Raw genomic sequence first — 20,075 nt, forward strand, 5'->3', positions numbered from 1 at the left:
CGTTCGTGCTCAGGAGGTGAGGCCGAGGGTGTCCAGCGCGGCGGCGACCTCTTGGCGGGCGCTCTCGTCCAGCCCCCGCAGCGGCAGCGGCAGGGTCGGTTCAGCTGTCAGGCCGAGGTGGGAGGCTGCGGCGGAGATGACGCGCAGGCTGCCGTGGCGGCGGAACAGGCCCCACAGCGGCTCCAGTTGCTCGGAAAGGTCCACCGTCGGGCCCGCGTGGCCGGACTGCGCGGCGCGGGTGAGAGCGAGGGCGGTCAGCGGGAAGGTGCCACCTAGGACCGAGTACCAGGCGTCGCACCCGGCGTTCAGACCGCGCGCGGCCGTCCAGTCCCCGCTCACCCCGATGGTGACGGTGTCGGGGATCAGCGCGCGCAGCGCGGCGACCCGGAGCTCGGCATCGCGCGGGTCGTCGGGCACGCCGGGGATCTTGATCGAGCCGACGTTCGGCAACTGCGCGATACGGCCGTGCAGTTCGTCGGTGAAGCGCACGTGCGTGGTGCCCGGGTTGTCGTACACGCACAACGGCACGGAGAGGTCACGCGTGACGTCCTCGTACAGGCCGAACACCTCGTCCTCGGTGAGCGCCTGATATGTCATCGGGGCGAGCAGCACTCCGGAGGCGCCCGCCCGCTGGGCGTCCTCGGCCAGCTCCCGCACGTGCGAGGTGCGCAGCGCGCCGATGCCGATGATGACGGGCACGCCGTCCGCGGCCTCCACCGCGATCTTCGCGGCGTGGGCTCGCTGTTCCCGGGTGAGGTAGGCGTAGCCACCGGTGGATCCGAGCGCGCCGATGGAGTCCACGCCGGCGGCGGCGAGCCGTGCGACGAGCGCCGCGTACGCCGTTTCGTCGATGCCCTGCTCGTCGGTGGGTGTGAGGGGGAAGGCGCTCAGGCCGCTGAACATGATGACTCCTTGAGTGAGCGGGGCGTTGGTGATGGTCAGTTGACCGCCGCGCGCAGTTCGGCGACGACCGCGGCGAGCGCGGCGGCGAAGGCCTCGGCCTGCGGTTCGGTGATGGTGGCGGAGGTGACCCGGATCGCGCCCTGGTGAGCGGCCGGATCCGGCGCGAAGAGGTGCCCCGGCCGCACGGCCCAACCCCGCTGCGCCAGGGCCGCGACCGCGGCGCGTCCGTCGACGTCGAGTTCGACCCATACGTTCAGCCCGTCGGGCCGCTGCGGGACGTCGATGCCGTGGGTGACGACGTGGGTGAGGTTTTGAGTGACGCCATGGGCGTGCAGCTGCTCGACGAGCAGGCCGCTGCGCCGGGCGTAGAGCTCACGGGCCCGTTCGTGGAGTTCGTGGACTCGGGGATCGCGCAGGAGTTCACGGGTGATGTGTTGCAGCAGACGGCTGACCCATGCGGTGCCGGCGCTCAACCGCGCTTCCAGGCGCGCGGCGGTCTCGGCATCGGCGGCGACGAGGGCGAGTCGCAGATCCGGTCCGAGGAACTTGGACACGGATCGCACCAGCGCCCAGCGTGAACTGCTCGGCGGTGTGATCCGGTGGTACGACCGCGCGGAGACCGCCGCGAAGTGGTCGTCCTCGATCACCAGGACCTGGGGGTGCTCCGCGAGGACGGCACGGAGGTCGGCCGCCCGTTCCTCGGTGAGGCTCGCACCGGTCGGGTTGTGGGCCCGGGGTGTGCAGACGACCGCGCGGGCGCCTGCCTCCAGGGCGGCCCGCAGGGCGTCGGGGCGCAGGCCGGCGCCGTCGACCCCGACGGGCGCGGTGCGGTAGCCGTTCAGACGCAGGGTGCCGATGCTCGCCAGGAAGCAGGGGTCCTCGATCGCCACCAGGTCCCCACGGGTGAGGTGGGCGTTCAGGAGCCGCTCGGTGGCATCCACCGCTCCATGCGTCACCAGCACGCGGAACGGCTGGTCGATGTCCTCGGAGAAGTCGGCACAGGCCCACATCTCCAGGCCGGCGTCGATGGCGGGCATGCCGTACAGCGGCGGGCTGTAGTCGCCGCGCCGGGCGGCGGCCAGGATGTCGGGCAGCAGTCGCGGGTCGGGGTTGCCGCTGGCCAGGTCGACGCAGTCGCCGCCGACACCGACGCCTTCGCGCGCGAGCTGCGGTACCACCGCGACGACCGTGCCGCCGCGGCCCCGCGTCTCGGCCACTCCCGCCTCGACAAGCCGTCGGTACGCGAGAGCGACCGTGTTCCGGTTGACGCCCAGTTCGGCCGCGAGCGTCCGTACCGGGGGCAGACTCGACTGCGGCGCCAGCTCGCCCAAGGCGACCTGGTCCCGCACGCTCCCCGCGATCTCGGCCGCGGTGGTGCCCCTGATACCCACGTGATCGGCTCCGTCCGAGCTGAAGGAGTCATCCGCGCGAAAGGATTCGCTCTATGCCAACGTTTGTCCTATGCCAAACATACGTCACAGGCGACCGCCGACACCAACGTCATCCCCTCCCCTGTCCGTGACCCCTCGTTGAGTGGGTGAAAACCCTGGACGTCGCCGGGGCCGGCTGCTTGCCTGACCGTGTGCGTCAACGCCAGGGGGAAGCGGGGAAGCATGGACAGCACACTGATAGCCGCGCTCATCGGTGCGGCGGGCGGCGGCGTCGCCACGGCCGCCGGCGGACTGCTGCGCACCCACAGCAACGCCCGCACGGCGGCCAGGCTGATCTACGCCGAACTGACCAGGAACAGCGCGGCAGTTGCGTACTACCGCAGGTACGGGCACTGGGTGGCGCCCGCGCCGAGTCGCACCGCGTGGGACGACCACGGGCCGCTGCTCGCGCGCAAACGCGACAGCGGGATCTTCGAAGCCGTGCTGCGTGGCTACGAGGCCCTGGAAGCAATGCCGTTCATCACCGGGGACACCGTCTCCGAGGAGGCTCGCGAGGACCTGGCCCGGGACGCCGTGCAGCGGTTGGTGCGGGCGATCACGGAGATCGGCCAGGTGGCCCGCATCTCCAAGGGCCAGATCCGGGCGTGGACGAGCCGACTGGAACTGGTCGAACGCAGCGCCAGTCCGCTGGACCCCGCGCTGCTGCGCTCCAGTGTGGTCCCACCGTTCATCGTGCAACGGCTGACCGACCAGGCTCCGCCGTTGCTCCTCCTCCGCCGGGCCGAGGTGTACGTGGAGGAGGGGCGCGTCGTACGGAATCCGGACATGGCGTCGGCCGACGACGTGAAGCACGTGGTCTTCGACGCACGGTGGGGCACCGATCTCAACCGCCTGTCCACGGCGGCCCGTTCCACAGGTCAGGGTCCGGTGGGTGACCCGGCCGTCGACGAGACGTACGAGGGGCTCGTGGCCGCGTCGAGGTTTCTGCGGGAGGTCTTCGGCCGCGAGTACGTCGCGAGGCCCGGCGAGGGACCGATCGCGGCGGTCGTCCACTACGACCGGAAGTACAACAACGCGTTCTGGAACGGTGAGGTCCTGGTCCTGGGGGACGGCGACGACCGGATCTTCACCCGGTTCAGCAAGTGCCTCGACATCATCGGCGTCGAGGTCTGGAAGGGAATCGGCGAACTGAGTCCGATCCCCTACGACGGACAGGCCGGGGCCCTGCTCAACTCGATCTGCGATGTCTTCGGAGTGCTGCTCAAGCAGTACACGCTGGATCAGACCGTCGATCAGGCGGACTGGCTGCTGGGCGCCGGTCTGCTGGCTCCCGGCGTCAACGGCCGCGCGCTGCGTTCGCTGAAGGATCCCGGCAGCGCCTACGACGACGCCGTTCTGGGCACCGACCCGCAGCCCGGGACGATGGACGGCTACCAGCACACGGAACACGACAACGGGGGCGTGCACCTCAACTCGGGCATTCCCAACCACGCGTTCTACCGTGTGGCCGAGCGACTCGGCGGCAAGGCGTGGGAGCGGGCCGGACAGATCTGGTGGGCGGCCCTCACCAGCGCCGAACTCCGCGAGAACGTACAGTTCACCGACTTCGCCCGCCTGACGGCCACCGCGGCTCTCCGCCTCTACGGCGAGGGCGACGAACACCGCGCGGTTCTCGACGCCTGGTCCGCTGTCGGCGTCCTTGAGTAGGGGCTCACACGACACTCCCGTGGTGTTCCATCTCACCCCTCACACCCACAACATCCGAGGTCAGCGCGGTGCAGCGGTCCTCACCAGGGAGTTCGCCGGAAGTCCTGCGCGCGCTCCGACACCCGCATAGCGTGCGGTGACCGGGACCGCTCCCCCGCGTTCTCACGGTCGGCACTTCTTGGGGCCCACGACCCACTAGGAGACCTTGGAATGTCCACCGACAGCTCCGAGTTACACCCGCTGCGCCACCGGCCCGCACGACACGCCTCCCCCACCCCGTCCTCTCCGCCACCCGCCGCGCACAGCAGCAACTGGCGTGCGGTCCGGGCCCGTTCATGGACCGGACCACACCGCGATCTACGACTCCTGCGCCGGGCCTGCCGCCGGCAGCGTCGCGTCGCCGCACTCGCCGCGCTCGGCTACTTCGTCGTCTTCCTCACCCTCACCGTCGCATTCCCCTCCGTCATGACCGCTCCCGCCCTGGGAGGCCTGCCCACGGGGCTCTGCCTGGCCCTGGTCCAACTCCCCGTCACCTGGCTGGCCGTGCTCTTCTACGAGTACACCGCGCGACGCCACGTCGACCCCCTCGCCCGCCGGGTGCGCCACCAGACGCCGCGCCCCCGCGACGAGCAGGCCGGGCCGTGACCGACTTCAAGGGCGCCGCACAGTCCTGGTCACTCGTGGCGTTCTTCAGCGTCGTCACCCTCACCCTGCTGCTGTGCGTGGTCACCGGCCCCGACCGCGACGACCTCGACGAGTTCTACACCGGCTACCGGTTCCTCTCCCCGCTGCGCAACGGCCTGGCCATCGCCGGGGACTACATCTCCGCGGCCACCGTCCTGACCGTCGGCGGCATCATCGCCCTCTGCGGCTACGACGGTGTCGTCCTGGCCCTGAGCACTCTGCTCTCCCTGCTGCTCCTGATGTTCCTGCTGGCCGAACCGCTGCACCACACCGGCAGGTTCACCATGGGCGACGTACTCGCCCGCCGGATGCCCGGCCGCGCGGTACGCATCACCGCGTGCGCCGTCACCCTCGCCGCACTGATGCCCATGATGGTCGTCCAGCTCGCCGGGGTGGGACAGCTGCTGGCATACGTCCTCGGCTTCTCGGACAGCACGATGCGCACCGGCTGCGTCGTCGGGGCCGGAGGGCTGATGATCACGTACGCGGCCCTCGGAGGCATGCGCGGCACGGCACTGATCCAGATCCTGAAGACCGTGATCCTCCTCGGCTCGGGCCTGGTCGTCGCCGCGCTCATCCTGCACACGTTCGGCTGGAGCCCCCCGGCCATGTTCCGGACCGCCGCACAGAACAGCGGGGCAGGCCCCAACTACCTGCGCTACGGGCTCCAGTTCGCCGGCGGACGGCACCCCGCCCTCGACATGGTCAGCACCCAGTGCGCCATCGTGCTCGGCGGTGCGTCCCTCCCCCACGTCACCATGCGGATGTACACCGCCGGCAGCACCCGGCAGGTACGCCGCGCGATGTCCTGGGCCGTGTCGGCGGTCGCCCTGTTCATCGCCGTCATGACCGTCGTCGCGGTCGGCGCCACCGCCCTCATCGGCGCGAAGACCATCAGCGCCGCGGATCCGCGCGGCAGCACCGCCTATCTGCTCGGGGCGCGCGCCGCCTTCGGCACCGACCTCTCCCGTCCGGAGAGCCTGCTGTTCACCACCGTCACCACGGCCATCTTCCTGACCCTGCTGGCCTCCGTGGCGAGCATGACCCTGGCCTGCGCCAACTCCCTCGCCCACGACATCGCGGCCCGCCCCGGCACACCGCCGCTGCGCGAAATGGCACTGGCACGGCTGGCCGCCCTGGCCGTGGGCATCCCCGTGATCGCGCTGGCCGTGCTCGCCCAGCACCGCAGTCTCCAGCCCCTCGCCATCCTCTCCTTCTGTCTGGGCGCCTCGGCGATCGCCCCGGCGCTCCTCTACAGCCTCTTCTGGCGCCGCTACACCCGCGCCGGCCTGCTGGCCACCCTCATCGGCGGCACCGTCAGCGTCCTCGTCCTCCTCCCCGGCACCAGCCTCGTCTCCGGCACTCCCCAATCGGCTTTCCCCGACGCCGACTTCAACTGGTTCCCGTTCACCACGACCGCTCTCGTCTCCGTCCCGGCCGGGTTCCTCAGCGGCCTCATCGCCACCGTGCTGTCCCGCAGAAGGTCCGACACCCGCGCGCGCAACCGCTACGAAGCCATCGAGCCCGTCCTGCTGGCCGGGCCGGCGCAACCCAAGAACGGATGACACCTCTCCGACGAAACCGGGCCCGGGTCGAAGCCGGGGGCCGCGGCCCCCGGCTCATCACGCCCTGTCAGTGGGCGGCGAACACGCGCAACGCGTCCGGGGAACCGTTGAACCGGTCGTGGTCACCGACCGTCTGCCCTGACGATGTGTACTGCCACATCGTGTACGCCGACCAGCCCGCCGGAAGCGCCCCCACCGACGAGGCGTACCGGGCCACCCACAGCGGGTTCGTGGCACCGAATCCCCGATAGCCGCCGGTGCAGCTGTTCCACCAGCTGGTGGACGTGTAGATCACGGCATCACGACCGGTACGGGCCTTGTAGCGGTTCAGGAAGTCACCGATCCAGGTGACCATGCCGCTCGCGGACTTGCCGTAGCAGGAGTCCCCGTAGGGATTCCACTCGATGTCGAGTGCCCCCGGCAGGGTCCGGCCGTCGCCCGACCAGCCTCCACCGTGGTTCACGAAGTAGTCGGCCTGCGCGGCCCCACTGCTCCCGTCCGGTGTGGCGAAGTGGTAGGCCCCACGGACCATGCCGACGTCGTACGCACCCGCGTACTGGTCGTCGTAGTACGGGTTGCGGTAAGAGGTACCTTCCGTGGCCTTCGTATAGGCCCACCTGGTACCGGCGCTCCAGAGACTGGGCCACGCCACAGCACGCTGATAGCTGGAGACATCGACGCCCTCGGTCTGCCCGGCCCGCTCCTCCGGGGACACCGCGCCGGTCCTGCCGCCCGTCCCGTCATGGGCCATGACGCCGATGCCCATGTAGGCGCTGCCCCGCACGGGCAAGGGTTCGTCCGTGGTCGGCGCGGGAGCCATACCGGTCACGGTGAGGAGAAGGCCCGACAGCACCACGGCCACGCACAGACGGAAGAACCCGTCCCAGGTTGATATTCGTCGTCGCATACCGCCTATCCGAACCGCAACCGTGCCGCATCGCACGTCATGTACCGCCAACCACGCCCACACCCCGTACTCGTGAGGCGTCCGTGGACCGGGCGTACGGCTCGACGAGGTGGAGGGCGCCGACGAAGGCGTACGACGACGTGATCTCCTGGATCGAGGCCGGCCCGGCCAGGTTCCCCCGCACACGACTGGAGTGGTGAAGAGCAGTGACGAAAGACCATGACCTGGACGACGCGCTACGGGTGGCCGTGGAGCTGGCCGAGTGGGCCTCGGACACGATCCGCAACGGCAACGCCGGAGCCTCGGGGCCGGTCCGGCAGAAGGCGAGCCCGGCCGACATCGTCACGGACACGGACGAGGCGGTCGAGCGGCACGTACGGTCGGTGCTGCGGCGCGAGTTCCCTGGCTGGGGAATCGACGGCGAGGAGTACGGCATCGAGGAGGGCGCGTCGGACGCCCCGCACTGGGTGATCGACCCCGTGGACGGAACCACCAACTACGCCCACGGGCTTGGCTGGTGCTCCTTCTCGCTGGGCCTCGCGCAGCCGGACGGCTCCCCTCTGCTGGGCCTGGTCGCGGACCCGTGGCGGGGCGAGGTGTTCACGGCCGTGCGGGGCGAGGGCGCGCACCTCAACGGCGTCCCGATCCAGGCCGCGGACCACACGACGCTGACCGGCCATGTGTTCATGACGGAGTGGGCGGCGCACGCGCACTGGCCGGGCCTGGACGCGCTGCTGGCCCAACTGGCCGTCCGGCACTGCACGGTACGCGTGATGGGCTCGACGGCACTGTCCCTGGTGCAGGTCGCGGCGGGCCGGGCAGCCGCCGCCGCGATCGGCGAGTTCCACCCGGTGGACGGTCTCCCGGCGCTGCTCATCGCGACGGAGGCAGGGGCCGTCGCGGTACCCCAACTCCCGTCCTACGACGAACCGTTGCTGCTGGCCGCGCCCGGAGTCGCGGCGGAGGCACGGGAGTTGTGGCAGTCGACGGTCAACCCTTCGGTCCCGCGACAGTGACGACGATCTTGCCCTGCGGGTGGCCGTTCTCCAAGTGGCGGACGGCGTCGGCGGCTTCGGACAGCGGAAAGGTGCGGGCGACCACGGGAGTCAGCTCGCCCTTGTCGATGATCGCGTTGAGAGTCAGGAGGTCCGCACGGCGTACGATCGCGAGCATGCCCCGGAGCTTCTGGCCCCCGAGCAGCGAACGCAGCCCCATCTCCAGCCGGATGCCCGCGTCGGCGAACCAGCGGCTCCCGCCTTCGCCGCCGACGCGGACGAGGGTGCCGTGCGGAGTCAGCACGCCGCGCAGGAGCGAGACGCTGCGGTTGCCCGCGGCATCGAGGACGACGTCGTACCGGCGGGGCCGGTCGGTGATCTCCTCGCGGGTGTAGTCGATGACGTCGACGGCGCCCAGGGAACGGACGAAGTCCGCCGCTCCCGGACCACAGACCGCGGTCGCCTCGGCGCCCTGCGCGGTGGCGAGTTGGACGGCGAAACTGCCCACTCCACCCGAGGCACCAATCACCAGGACCTGTTGGCCCGGTCGCAGACCTGCCTTGGCGTGCAGCGCCTGGAGGGCGGTGACACCGGAACAGGGGACGGCGGCGGCCTGTTCAAAGGTGAGGCTGTCGGGTTTGCGCGCGATCGCGCCGGCCTTGGCAAGGGCGAACTCGGCGAAGGAGCCCCGGCATTGGCCGTAGACGGCGTCTCCGGGCGCGAGGTCGCCCACGCCGGGGCCGACCGCTTCGACCACCCCCGCCCCGTCCCACCCCGGGACCGGATTCTTCGGCCTGCGCAGCCCGAAGACCAGCCGCGCGGGATAGGGCAGTCCGGTCATCAGGTGCCACACGTCGGGCCCGGCACCGGCGGCCCGCACACGGATCAGTACCTCGTCGGGGCCGGGCGCCGGGCGGTCGACGACCCGCAACTCCAGTACGTCCGCCGGGCCGTAGACATCCTGCACGATGGCTTTCAAGGTGGTTGCCCTCCGTTCGGGTAGGGGCACCCACCCACCATCCCGCGACGGGGTGCACACGCCCAGCAACCCGGACGGAGGAACGGTCTCGACGGGTGCGGGGCGGCGGCGTCGGGCACGGGCAGAAAGGAATGCACCAACTCGGGGCATGGCCAACGTATTTGACCCCGGCGGCCAGGATCACGGACGCAGCGCAGCCGTCAAACCGCAGCGCCCGGCTTCGCCGCCGCCGTCAGGATGTACTGGAGGCGGCGGGCCACGTTGAGGTGGTCCGCCGTCCAGATGATGCGGACGGCCGTGGCCGTGGCACGTCCGTCGTCGTCGAGCAGGTCGCGGCGCAGGGAGTCGACCAGACGCGCTTCCTCCTCCGGATTGCGGGCCAACGGAGCCGGTACGGCGGTGTGTTGGCCGAGGCCTGCGGCCAGGTCGCGGTACCAGTCGGACAGTCGGACGACGGTGTCGAGCAGGATCAGCCGGGCCTCGGAGCGGTCGGGCTGGATCTGTTCGTCGCCGCCGTTGCGCTGCCACAGTTCCAGCACCGCGTCGGCGGCGAGGCGCAGTCCTACGATCCCGGTGACCAGGGTGGTCATGTCGGACAGGCGCACCGGCTTGGCACCCCGTTCGGCGAGGTAGCTGCGGAAGGCGTCGTCCAGGCGGCGGGCCGCGGCGGCCGCCTGCCGGCTCGCCTCCAGCGGTGCGTCGGTCGGCAGGCAGCCGATGCTGCAGCGACTGGCCGCGTACTCCACCGCGTCCGCGAGGTAACGGGCACTGGCGTCGTACGCGGCGGACAGCGCCCGGTCCACGGCGGCCCCGGCACCTCGCGGCCAGAAGAACAGGCCCACCAGCACGCTCACCGCGCAGCCCAGGGCGATGTCCTGGATCCGCAGCAGCACGATGTGCCAGTCGGGGTCCTGGCCGATGTTGAACAGGATCACCAGGGCGACGGTGAAGGCCGCCTGTCCAGCGGCGAACGAGACGGCGGCGGGGGCGATACCGGCGACGAACACCACGACGGGGAGCAGGAACCAGAGCAGGGTGCCATGGTGACCGATGACCTGCAGCAGCCCGACCCCCACGAGCGAACCGACCAGGGTGCCGCCCAGGGCGCGCAGCGCGTTCTGCCCGGTGTTGAGCGCGTTGGAGCGCAGCACCGACAGGGTTCCGAGCAGTACCCAGAACGAGTGCTGGACACCCGTCGCGTTCGCCAGCGCCACCGCGATGCCGAGACCGATCGCACCCCGGAGGCTGTTGTGCAGCCAGACCGAACGCGGCTCCAGGTGGGCGGCGGCGCGCTCGACGGCCGACCCGAGCGGCTGGGCCAGTGCGCCGGGTTCTCCGCCGAGCAGCCGCTCCGGCCAGCTGCGCCGCTCGGCCGCCGCGGCGAGATCCACGTTGCCGGCGATCTGCAGGGTGGCGAAGCCCAACTCCTGGGCGCGGAACGACAGATCGAGGGTCTCGATGAAGGCGCGGACCTCCGACTCCGTGCGCGGCTTCGGCTGTTCCACCGGCAGCCGGTGGGTGGCACCGTCCTCCATCCCGTCCATCGCCGCGCGCAGGTTCACCAGGGCGGCGCGGAGCGCGTCGGGCGCTTCGCGCGGGGAGTCGAGGAGTACGGCCGCCTCGTCCAGGGCCGTGGCCGCCGCCCGTCGTACGGTGCGTGCGTCGACGTCGCAGACCCGGTGTTCGTCCGACACGGGACCGCTCTCCTCCACGATGGCGCTGAGCCAGGTGAGTTCGTCGACCAGGCGGACCAGTGCGCGGGAGCCGACGGACAGGCCGGTGGGCCGGTAGGGAGTGGCGTCGAAGGCGGCGCGCAGGTCCGCCGCCGCGGCGGTGGCCCGGTCGGCGGCGACCTCGCACTGCCGGGCGGTCGGCGCCTGCGGCCCACCGTCCATCCAGGAGGCGTCGGTGCGCAGCTGTGCCGCCGCCGCGCGGCAGACCCGGGCGGCGGGCGCGCTGAGCGGGTCCGCGGTGGACCGGGGCCACAGCAGGGAGATCGCGAGCATGGCGGCGCCCGCGGCGAGGCCCGCTCCCGCGAGCCGGTCGGGCAGCTGTGACAGCGGGGCCGGTGAGGTCACGGGGAGGATGAAGGCCAGGAGCAGCGCGGTCGAGGCGCCCGCGAGAACGGAGCTGACCACCCCCGAGAAGAGCACCAGGAAGCCCACTGCGACCATGGTGGCGACCGCCAGCCAGGTCGTCCGCGCCACCAGCGTGCCGAGACAGATGAGGGCCGCCCAGCCCAGCGCGAGACCCACGTGAGCCCGCAGACGCTGCACCATCGGGCCGGTGAACTCCACCAGCAGGAGCATCGAGAACGACCCGAACGCCGCGTAGGTGGCCATCGTCGAGGATTTCAGCAGCTGCCCGCACAGGGCGAACAACGCGGGCATCACCAGTGCGGTGCGTGCGGCCCTGCGAGTGGCCGCGAGCCCCGGATCATGGTCACGCAACCACGCCGGAATCCGCCCGGGCAGGCTACGCCAAGGATTCTCCATACGCCGGCGCACCTCCAGCCCGCGCAGCACCCACGTGCCACTCCACACCCGAGTATCCGCCATGCCCGGCGCTCGCACCTGCTTCGGTGAGGAGAGCGGCCGTCTCGGGATGAGGACCGTTGTTCGCCCACTCCAGAGGGGACCGACCAGTGCCGTGATCTTCCCGTACGTTCGGATCGGCGCCGCCCGCCAGCAGTGCGCGGACCGTGTCTGTGTGCCCCCAGCAAGCCGCCGCGCACAACGGCAGGCCCTCCGCGCCGGTTCCGCTGCTCTCGACGTCGGGGAAAGCACCGGCCTCCAGCAGCAGACGGACGATCGCGGCCTCCCCGTTCACGGAAGCGGCGTAGAGCGGTGTGGTGCCCTCGCTGTCGGCCCGCCCGGGGTCGGCTCCGGCCCGCAGCACCGCCCTCACCACGCCCGTGTCACCCACGACCATCGCCCCGAAGAGACGCCGGGTGAGCTTCTTCTGCTGCCGCTGCTTCATGGGCCGAGATTAGGCTGCGGGTACGTGGCCAAGCCGCCCATTTCCCCGAGAGGTCCGTCGGGTGATGATGGGGGCCATGGCTTTGACGACGGCGTTCACGAAGCTCTTCGGAGTGCAACACCCCATCGCCTTGGCGCCGATGGGCGGATCGGCCGGTGGCGCACTGACCGCGGCCGTCTCCCGTGGGGGCGGGCTCGGTCTGCTGGGCAGCGCCAACGGTGAACGCGGCTGGCTGGCGCGGGAGTTGGCCATCGTCACCGAGAACACCACGAACCCGTGGGGAATCGGCTTCCTCACCTGGCAGATGGATGTCCGCGCGATAGAGCACGCCTTGGAACACCAACCCCGGGCGGTGATGCTGTCCTTCGGGGATCCGAGCCCGTTCGCCGAACGAATTCGCCGCACAGACACGGCACTTGTCATCCAGGTCACCGATCTGGAGGAAGCCAGGCGGGCAGCGGACCTGGGCGCCGACGTCATCGTGGCCCAGGGTTGCGAGAGCGGCGGACACGGCGCCCGGCACGGTCGCTCCACGCTGCCGTTCGTGCCGGTCGTCGTCGATCTGGCCGCTCCGGTACCCGTACTCGCCGCCGGTGGCATCGCCGACGGCCGCGGGGTGGCCGCGGCTCTCGCTCTGGGAGCCGCCGGTGCACTCATCGGCACCCGCTTCCAGGCCACCACCGAAGCCCTGGTCACCGCTTCGACCAGCAAGGCCATCATCCAGGGCCACGGCGCGGACACCGAGCGCAACAGGATCCTCGACATCGCCCGGGGCTCCCGCTGGCCGTCGAAGTACACCGCCCGCACGCTCGGCCACCCGTTCCTCGACCAGTGGCGCGGCCGGGAGACGGAGCTCGCCGACGATCCCCACGCCCGGCACGCCTACCAAGTCGCCCTGTCTCAGGGCGACATACCACCCCTGCCCGTGTGGGCCGGCGAAGCCGTCGACCTCATCAACGACCTCCCATCGGCCACCGATCTCGTCAACTCCCTTGCCGCACAGGCCGAGGAGGCACTGGCCCGAGCCGGAAAGGATGCCTGATCCCGCCCGGGTTCACGTCACGGCGGCCTTGCGGGCGAGGATCTGGATCCCCGTCGACTCATGGCCGTTCATCGTGGACACCGTCACGGTCCGGGTACTGATGCCTTCGAAGTCCAGGAGCAGGGTGGTGAACCACTCCCGGGAGTGGTGGCGGCACACGGCGCCGTCACCGGTCTGGAACACGCCGTAACCGACCGCGCCGTAGCCGCCGTTGAGGGTGGCGTAGTGCTCGTAGCGGCTGCGGTTGCGCTCGTCGTTCTGCAGCAGGAGGTCGCTGACGTAGAGGACTCCGCCGGGCTTGAGGACGCGGTGCAGCTCGGCGATCAGCCGGTGTTGGGCTTCGTCACCCGGGACACAGGTCAGCACGGCGAAGAGCAGAACCACGTCGAAGGCGGCGTCCGGGGAGGGCAAGGACGGAGGTGTGTCGAGGGTGGTGAAGTGCAGGGCGGGGTGGAGGTGTTGGGCCCGCTCGATCATTGCCGGTGAGATGTCGGCGCCTGTGAGATCGCGGAAACCGTGCTGTTGGAGTTCGTCCATCGTGCGGCCGTATCCGCATCCGTAGTCGAGCATCGCGGCCTGCCTGCTGATCCCCTCCAGCCAGGGCAGATGGAGGGGATGCGTGAAAGTCTTCGTGGCCGAGGCGGCATCCCAATAGGGGATCTGGGTGTCGAGGTGGTCGGACACGGTGGATTCCTTTCCGCGGAACAGCAGAGGGTAGCCATGCTGTCAACCGGACTGGGAGCGTTGGCGGCGCAGGGCGAGAAATGCGAGATGCAGGCGGCTCAGCAGGCCGCGGCGGCCGACGCGTATCCCGCCCTGAACGCGTCGAGGCCCCCGTGCCAGGCTGGGCCAGCAGTACGACACCTAGGGCGGAGGGGCCGCCTGCTGCCGCTCACCGCCCCCGAGCTGAACTGCGCGCCTTCGCGGTCGCACACCAGGGCCGTCTGCCCGCGGCGAGCGTCCCTTCCGGACGACAGCGAGGAGAGCGACCATCGCCACCGGCCACATCGTCACCACCATGTGGCGGCCGGTCCGTCAAGGAGTCTGCTCCCGACCATGAAACCGCGGGGCTAGAGTCGCCGGATGCGACGAAGGACAGGTGTGGCGGCAGCTGGAGTGGCGGTCCTCGCCTGGGGCGAGTGGATGAACCGGCGCTGGTCGCGAACTCTCGTGGGAGACAACGAGGGTGATGCCGAGGCTGTGGTCGTGCTGGGATACCGGAACCCTCAGTCGACGGCGAACTTCATCAACCGTTGGCGCGTCCGCGCCGGAATTCGCTCCCTCACCGATGACAGCACGCACGACACCCGCGTGATCTTCAGCGGCGGTACGACCAGCGGTGGCGTCTCCGAAGCCCGACTGATGGCCGACTACGCCCGATCGGTGCTCGAGTTCGACGGCACAGTGCTCCTCGAAGAGGAAAGCACGACGACGTGGGAGAACGTCACCCATGTGATCCCGCTGCTTGAGAACGTCGACCGCATCAAGATCGCCTCCCAGCCGGCACACGCCCTCAAGGCCCGCGCGTACTTGCGGCGACAGCGCCCCGATCTCGCGAAGAGGCTCGTGCGCGCGGACGACTACCGCCCCGGCGAGTGGCTGATCGTCAAACCGCTGCTGGCGCTGTACGGGCTCTGGACACTCCGCGGTCTGAACGCCAGCGAACGGCGGACCACACCTGACTGACTCCCAACTCCCCTTCCTCCGCCCCACGTCTGCACCCTGACCGTGGCGCCCGCCGCTGCCTCGGCGCTGGAGCAGGTCACGGATCTCTTCTCCAGCGCGCTGAGAGGCCGCACGGCCGTGCTCGCGTCCACGGGGTGAACGGGGCCGGGAGTCGGCGTGGTTGTGGCAGTCGTGTTTCAACTGCCCACGTCACGCTGGTTCTCCGGCAACGGCTGTGGTTCTCTCACTGCATGACCGTGCTCGTGACCCGCCGCCACGTCGACTACGTGCGTGTCACCAGCACGGGGTGTCCCGCCTTGAGCTGACGCTCCGCTCCGGCATCCGATTCCCCACTTCACGGGCGCGCCGCGCCGGTATTCGCCGTGCCTTCTTTCAGGACAGCGGCCCCGCGATCGTCTCGTCCCACGCACCCGCACGCCCGCACAAGGGAGAACCATGAGCCAGCCCATCGACGCCGTCACCGGGGGTCACACGCCCGAGGACGCACCCGCAGGTCCGGACACCTCGGCCTGGTCGTTCGAGACCAAGCAGATCCACGCCGGTGCCGTACCCGACCCGACGACCGGGGCGCGGGCGACGCCGATCTACCAGACCAGCTCGTTCGTCTTCCGAGACACCCAGCACGCGGCCGACCTGTTCGCGCTGGCCGAGCCGGGCAACATCTACACCCGGATCCACAACCCCACCCAGGACGTCTTCGAGCAGCGCGTGGCCGCCCTGGAGGGCGGAGTCGCCGCGGTGGCCCTCGCCTCCGGGCAGGCCTCGGAGACCCTGGCGATCCTGACGCTGGCGTCCGCGGGCGACCACCTGGTCTCCAGCACGTCCCTGTACGGCGGCACATACAACCTGTTCCGCCACACGCTGCCGAAGTTCGGCATCGAGGTGTCCTTCGTCGACGACCCGGACGACCTCGACGCCTGGCGGGCGGCAATCCGGCCGAACACGAAGGCCCTGTTCGCCGAGACGCTCGGCAACCCGCGCGGCAACGTCCTCGACGTACGAGGCGTGGCGGACGTCGCGCACGAGGCGGGCGTCCCGCTGATCGTCGACAACACCGTGCCGACGCCGTATCTGCTGCGGCCGATCGAGCACGGCGCCGACATCGTCGTCCACTCGGCGACGAAGTTCCTCGGCGGGCACGGCACCACCATCGGCGGTGTCGTGGTCGACGGCGGCACCTTCGACTTCGGCGCGCACGCCGAGCGCTTCCTCGACTTCAGCGAGCCCGATCCCAGCTACCACGGCCTGCGGTACTGGCCGGCGCTGGGCCCTGGCGCCTTCGCCATCAAGCTGCGTGTGCAGCTGCTGCGCGACCTCGGCCCGGCGATCTCGCCGCACTCCGCGTTCCTGCTCCTCCAGGGCGTGGAGACGCTGAGCCTGCGCATCGAGCGGCACTCGTCCAACGCCCAGGCCCTCGCCGAGTGGCTGGAGCAGCGCGACGAGGTGGCCGCCGTCCACTACCCGGGACTTGAGTCCAACAGGTGGTACGAGGCGGGGCAGCGTTACCTTCCGCGCGGCGCCGGAGCGGTACTGGCCTTCGAGCTGCGGGACGGGGTCGAGGCCGGAAAGCGTTTCGTGGACGCCGTGGAACTCTTCAGTCATCTCGCCAACATCGGGGATGTACGCAGCCTCATCATCCACCCCGCGTCGACGACCCACAGTCAGCTGGACGAGGCGCAGTTGGCGGCGACCGGCACTTCGCCGGGTCTGGTGCGTCTGTCCGTCGGCATCGAGAACCTCGCCGATCTGAAGGCCGACCTGGAGGCCGGGTTCCGCGCGGCCAAGGGCGCGTCCTGAACACCGTACCGACTCCGTCAGCGGTCCCCCTCCCGCCGGCCTCCGGGGCCTGGCGGGAGGGGAACCCGCCCGGGCGCCGCCAGTGGCACGCCCGGGAGAAGCCCCTCGCCCTGGAGGCGGGCGGTGAACTGCCCGGCGTACGGCTGGCGTTCGAGACCTGGGGACGGCTCGCGCCGGACCGCTCGAACGCCGTACTCGTGCTGCATGCGCTCACCGGCGACAGCCACGCCGCCGGACCGGTCGGCCCCGGTCACCCCACCTCCGGCTGGTGGGACGCGCTGATCGGACCGGGACGGGCCCTGGACACGGACCGCTGGTTCGTCGTCGCGCCGAACGTGCTCGGCGGCTGCCAGGGGAGCACCGGCCCGTCCTCGCTCCGCCCGGACGGCCGCCGCTGGGGCGCGGCCTTCCCGTTCGTGACGCAGCGCGACCAGGTGGCCGTGGAAGCCGGTCTCTCCGACGAACTCGGCGTCGAACGCTGGGCGTTGGTGATCGGCGGCTCCATGGGCGGGATGCGCGCGTTGGAGTGGGCCGTGACGTATCCGGAGCGTACGGACGCGCTCCTGCTGCTCGCCACCCCCGCCTCGGCGAGCGCCGAGCAGATCGCGTGGACCACCATCCAGCTCCACGCCATCCGTTCGGACCCGCACTGGCAGGACGGCGACTACCACGACACCGACCGGGGCCCTCATGCCGGACTCGGCCTCGCCCGTCGCCTGGCCCATGTCACCTACCGCAGCGAGCCGGAGTTGGCGGTCCGCTTCGGCCGTGCGCCGCAGGGTGCAGAGGATCCGTGGAACGGCGGCCGGTATCAGGTCGAGTCGTATCTCGACCATCACGCCGCCAAGTTGGTGCGCCGTTTCGACGCGGGCAGCTATGTCACGCTCTCGGAGGCCATGAACAGCCACGACATCGGCCGCGACCGCGGTGGCACGCGGACGGCTCTGCGCCGGGTGACCGCGCGGACACTCGTCGCCGGAGTCGACTCCGACCGGCTCTATCCCCCGTCCCAGCAGGCGGAGTTGGCGGCCGGCATCCCCGGCGCGGACCGTCTCCGCGTGATCGAGTCGCCCTACGGCCACGACGGATTCCTGATCGAGACGGAACAGGTCGCGGCACTCGTCCGCGAACTTGTCGGCTAGCGGCGCAGATGCCCAGGCGGTGTTGTTCCGGTCGCCGTCCGCCGGTCGGGGCCGAGTTGCGCGTGGGTGGTGGAAGGTGTGAGTGAGATGGCGGTGAACGCGTTACCAACTCCGCGCCTCTGACCCGCCATTGACGCACGGCGGCACCGCTCCATACGATCAACAGCGGCATTGAGTGTCAGCATCGAATCCTGGCCGACCGACCGGCAACCCCCCGACGCAGTGGGGCACTCAGGGCGAAAGCCCGGCAGGGACGCTGATGGCTCTGCGAACGCGCGGCCCCATGACCGGGGTCCCGGATATGGAGGACGGCGTGCCCAACAGCTACGACCCGACTGCCTCCTGTCACGACGCCGTCGTCTTCTCCCGGCTGTCGCGCCGGCGCCACATCGACCTGCAGCGCTTCACCAGCTGTCTGTGTCACAGCTGACCTTGTCCGGCCTTCCGGGCTGACATCTGTCCGGCCTTCGAAGCTGACATCTGCGGTCGCCCGTCTCGAACGGGCCCCTTCCCCCCTTCTCCCACGAGTCGACGTATGCGCGGGTGCGCCCCGTGCCCGTCGACGCGCTTTCCACGCCTCAGGAGTCCCACCCCCGTCGGGGTCGACACCGCCCGCGCCCAGCCACGGTCCGCACAGGTCCGCGAGCACGCGGTGACATGAGTAGGAGCACCTCTCCGTGACAGGCCATCCGGTCTCCCGAACCACTCGACGCGCGGCTACGGCCGCCCTTCTGACCACCAGTTTCCTGCTGACCGCCTGCGGATCGGGCGGCGGTGGCTCCGACGGCGGCGGCGGACAGGCCAGGTCCGGTGGCACCCTGACCTTCGCGGTGGGCTCCGACGCCGGCTGCGTGGACCCGCAGCAGGTGGCCAGCAACGACACCATCTACTCGGTGCGGCAGATCGTGGACTCCCTCACCGACCAGGACCCCACGACCGGCAAGATCGTGCCGTGGCTCGCGAAGAGCTGGGACATCAGCTCCGACGCGACCACGTTCACGTTCCACCTGAGATCAGGTGTCACCTTCAGCGACGGGTCCGAGCTGACCGCGCAGGTGGTCAAGGACAACTTCGACGCCGTGCCGAAGCTCGGCGCGCTGGGCACCCTCGCCGAGGGCTACCTGAGCGGCGTCAAGAGCACCACCGTGGTCGACCCGCTCACCGTCAAGGTGACCTTCCAGCAGCCCAACGCCCAGTTCCTGCAGGCCACTTCGACGCATTCGCTGGGCATCGAGTCATCAGCGAGCGCAAAGAAGACCCCGCAGCAGAAGTGCAGCCAGGGAGTGGTCGGCTCCGGGCCCTTCGTCCTCAAGCAGTACGTACAGAACCAGTCCATCACGCTCGCCAAGCGCACCGGGTACGCCTGGGGTTCCTCGCTGTGGCACAAGAGCGGCGAGGCCTATCTGGACAAGGTGGTCTTCAAGGTCGTACCCGAGGCGGGAGTGCGGGCCGGCAGCCTCCAGTCGGGGCAGGTGGACGCGATCAGCAGCGTCGGCAAGGCCAACGAGGCGGCTCTCAAGGGCGGCCAGGTCACCCTTCAGCGGCGGGCCAATCCGGGCGTGGTGTTCGGCCTGTCCTTCAACAACTCTCGGCCGGTTCTGAAGGACGCGCGGGTGCGTCAGGCCATCGGGTTCGCCATCGACCGCAAGCAGATCGCCGACACGGTGTTCCCGACCGGGACCCAGCCCGCGACCAGCGTCCTGGCACACACCACACCCGACTACGCCGACCTGTCCTCGGACCTGACGACCGACGCGGCCAAGGCGAAGTCCCTGCTGGACGCGGCCGGTTGGAAGGCGGGCAGCGACGGCATCCGGACGAAGGACGGAAAGAAGCTGAGCCTGACGGTCGACTGGATCCCCAACTCGGCGACCAATCAGCCCGCGTTGGAGCTGATCCAGCAGCAACTGAAGGCCGTGGGAGTCGGTCTGACGCTCAAGCAGCTGCAGGTCACCCAGCTCGCCCCGACGCTGCAGTCGGGCGACTACGACGCGGCGTGGGGGAACGTGACCCGTGCCGACCCGGACATCCTGCGCAGCTCCTTCTCCACCAAGCTGGCCAACTTCTACCGCCTTCCCGTGACCCCGCTGGACACCTCACTGACCGGCCAGGCGGCGACCACGGATTCCACGAAACGCGCTGAACTGGTCAAGCAGGCACAGGAGTTGATCGTGCAGAACGCCTACTACGCGCCGGTGGTGGAGCTCCAGACCCAGATCGGCGTGGCGAAGAAGGTGCACGGTCTGAACTTCGACGCCTCCAGCCGGATCCAGTTGCACGACACCTGGATCGGCTGAC

Annotated in this window: 18 protein-coding genes and 1 riboswitch; of the genes, 10 read left to right on the forward strand and 8 right to left on the reverse strand. The window is 70.4% G+C overall.

The genetic code is table 11. The annotated features are described in order from the left end of the window. Positions 1 to 9: 9 nt before the first annotated feature. Positions 10 to 903, reverse strand: coding sequence for a dihydrodipicolinate synthase family protein (locus tag OC490_RS24500; protein WP_262060138.1), 894 nt, complete (start codon positions 901 to 903; stop codon positions 10 to 12). Between the two features lie 35 nt (positions 904 to 938). After that, positions 939 to 2,294 carry an aminotransferase class I/II-fold pyridoxal phosphate-dependent enzyme gene (locus tag OC490_RS24505; RefSeq protein WP_262060139.1) on the reverse strand — a complete coding sequence of 452 codons (1,356 nt, stop codon included), beginning with the start codon at positions 2,292 to 2,294 and terminating at the stop codon, positions 939 to 941. A gap of 222 nt (positions 2,295 to 2,516) precedes the next feature. Here OC490_RS24505 and OC490_RS24510 point away from each other — a divergent pair, with 222 nt between their 5' ends. The 3 genes from OC490_RS24510 to OC490_RS24520 all read left to right on the forward strand — a co-directional run bounded on the left by OC490_RS24510 (position 2,517) and on the right by OC490_RS24520 (position 6,250). Continuing rightward, entirely contained in the window at positions 2,517 to 4,001 is a 1,485-nt protein-coding gene (locus OC490_RS24510) for a M4 family metallopeptidase (RefSeq protein WP_262060140.1), read from the forward strand. Between the two features lie 210 nt (positions 4,002 to 4,211). After that, complete coding sequence (locus OC490_RS24515) at positions 4,212 to 4,646, forward strand: DUF485 domain-containing protein (RefSeq protein ID WP_262060141.1); 435 nt, start codon at positions 4,212 to 4,214, stop codon at positions 4,644 to 4,646. Continuing rightward, positions 4,643 to 6,250, forward strand: a complete 1,608-nt coding sequence (locus OC490_RS24520; RefSeq protein ID WP_262060142.1) for a cation acetate symporter — start codon at positions 4,643 to 4,645, stop codon at positions 6,248 to 6,250. Before OC490_RS24515 ends, OC490_RS24520 begins: the two co-directional genes overlap by 4 nt. Positions 6,251 to 6,317: 67 nt before the next feature. On the opposite strand, the gene OC490_RS24525 is transcribed toward OC490_RS24520, so the two are convergent. Next, positions 6,318 to 7,157: a lysozyme gene (locus OC490_RS24525; RefSeq protein WP_410098923.1), complete on the reverse strand. Its 840-nt coding sequence runs from the start codon at positions 7,155 to 7,157 to the stop codon at positions 6,318 to 6,320. A gap of 37 nt (positions 7,158 to 7,194) precedes the next feature. After that, positions 7,195 to 7,341, reverse strand: a complete 147-nt coding sequence (locus OC490_RS24530) for a hypothetical protein (RefSeq protein WP_262060143.1) — start codon at positions 7,339 to 7,341, stop codon at positions 7,195 to 7,197. 22 nt (positions 7,342 to 7,363) lie between these two features. Here OC490_RS24530 and OC490_RS24535 point away from each other — a divergent pair, with 22 nt between their 5' ends. After that, on the forward strand, positions 7,364 to 8,173 hold the full coding sequence (locus tag OC490_RS24535) for an inositol monophosphatase family protein (RefSeq protein WP_262060144.1): 810 nt from the start codon (positions 7,364 to 7,366) through the stop codon (positions 8,171 to 8,173). Here the strand turns inward: OC490_RS24535 and OC490_RS24540 are convergent. The 3 genes from OC490_RS24540 to OC490_RS24550 all read right to left on the reverse strand — a co-directional run bounded on the left by OC490_RS24540 (position 8,148) and on the right by OC490_RS24550 (position 12,110). Further along, entirely contained in the window at positions 8,148 to 9,131 is a 984-nt protein-coding gene (locus OC490_RS24540; protein ID WP_262060145.1) for an NAD(P)-dependent alcohol dehydrogenase, read from the reverse strand. The genes OC490_RS24535 and OC490_RS24540 overlap by 26 nt on opposite strands. Before the next feature lie 200 nt (positions 9,132 to 9,331). Further along, entirely contained in the window at positions 9,332 to 11,581 is a 2,250-nt protein-coding gene (locus OC490_RS24545) for an FUSC family protein (protein WP_262060146.1), read from the reverse strand. 25 nt (positions 11,582 to 11,606) lie between these two features. Then, complete coding sequence (locus tag OC490_RS24550) at positions 11,607 to 12,110, reverse strand: ankyrin repeat domain-containing protein (RefSeq protein WP_262060147.1); 504 nt, start codon at positions 12,108 to 12,110, stop codon at positions 11,607 to 11,609. A 76-nt stretch (positions 12,111 to 12,186) separates the two neighbouring features. Here OC490_RS24550 and OC490_RS24555 point away from each other — a divergent pair, with 76 nt between their 5' ends. Beyond that, positions 12,187 to 13,152, forward strand: coding sequence for an NAD(P)H-dependent flavin oxidoreductase (locus tag OC490_RS24555; protein ID WP_262060148.1), 966 nt, complete (start codon positions 12,187 to 12,189; stop codon positions 13,150 to 13,152). Between the two features lie 12 nt (positions 13,153 to 13,164). Here OC490_RS24555 and OC490_RS24560 read toward each other — a convergent pair whose 3' ends face one another. Next, complete coding sequence (locus OC490_RS24560) at positions 13,165 to 13,836, reverse strand: class I SAM-dependent methyltransferase (protein ID WP_262060149.1); 672 nt, start codon at positions 13,834 to 13,836, stop codon at positions 13,165 to 13,167. A 399-nt stretch (positions 13,837 to 14,235) separates the two neighbouring features. Between OC490_RS24560 and OC490_RS24565 the strand changes: the two genes are divergently transcribed. The 5 genes from OC490_RS24565 to OC490_RS24585 all read left to right on the forward strand — a co-directional run bounded on the left by OC490_RS24565 (position 14,236) and on the right by OC490_RS24585 (position 20,074). Beyond that, positions 14,236 to 14,838, forward strand: a complete 603-nt coding sequence (locus OC490_RS24565) for a YdcF family protein (RefSeq protein ID WP_262060150.1) — start codon at positions 14,236 to 14,238, stop codon at positions 14,836 to 14,838. Between the two features lie 435 nt (positions 14,839 to 15,273). Then, positions 15,274 to 16,635: a bifunctional o-acetylhomoserine/o-acetylserine sulfhydrylase gene (locus tag OC490_RS24575; protein WP_262060151.1), complete on the forward strand. Its 1,362-nt coding sequence runs from the start codon at positions 15,274 to 15,276 to the stop codon at positions 16,633 to 16,635. Beyond that, positions 16,632 to 17,777 carry a homoserine O-acetyltransferase gene (locus tag OC490_RS24580; protein WP_262060296.1) on the forward strand — a complete coding sequence of 382 codons (1,146 nt, stop codon included), beginning with the start codon at positions 16,632 to 16,634 and terminating at the stop codon, positions 17,775 to 17,777. The genes OC490_RS24575 and OC490_RS24580 overlap by 4 nt, the downstream gene beginning before the upstream one ends. A gap of 167 nt (positions 17,778 to 17,944) precedes the next feature. Beyond that, a riboswitch (SAM riboswitch) is annotated at positions 17,945 to 18,057 on the forward strand. A gap of 33 nt (positions 18,058 to 18,090) precedes the next feature. Next, positions 18,091 to 18,207 (forward strand): putative leader peptide, encoded by a 117-nt coding sequence (locus OC490_RS49375; protein WP_315986697.1) that lies wholly within the window; start codon positions 18,091 to 18,093, stop codon positions 18,205 to 18,207. Positions 18,208 to 18,454: 247 nt separating this feature from the next. Continuing rightward, positions 18,455 to 20,074, forward strand: coding sequence for an ABC transporter substrate-binding protein (locus OC490_RS24585; RefSeq protein ID WP_262060152.1), 1,620 nt, complete (start codon positions 18,455 to 18,457; stop codon positions 20,072 to 20,074). Position 20,075: the final 1 nt, after the last annotated feature.

This window comes from Streptomyces sp. STR69 (assembly GCF_024519455.1).
Taxonomy (GTDB): domain Bacteria; phylum Actinomycetota; class Actinomycetes; order Streptomycetales; family Streptomycetaceae; genus Streptomyces.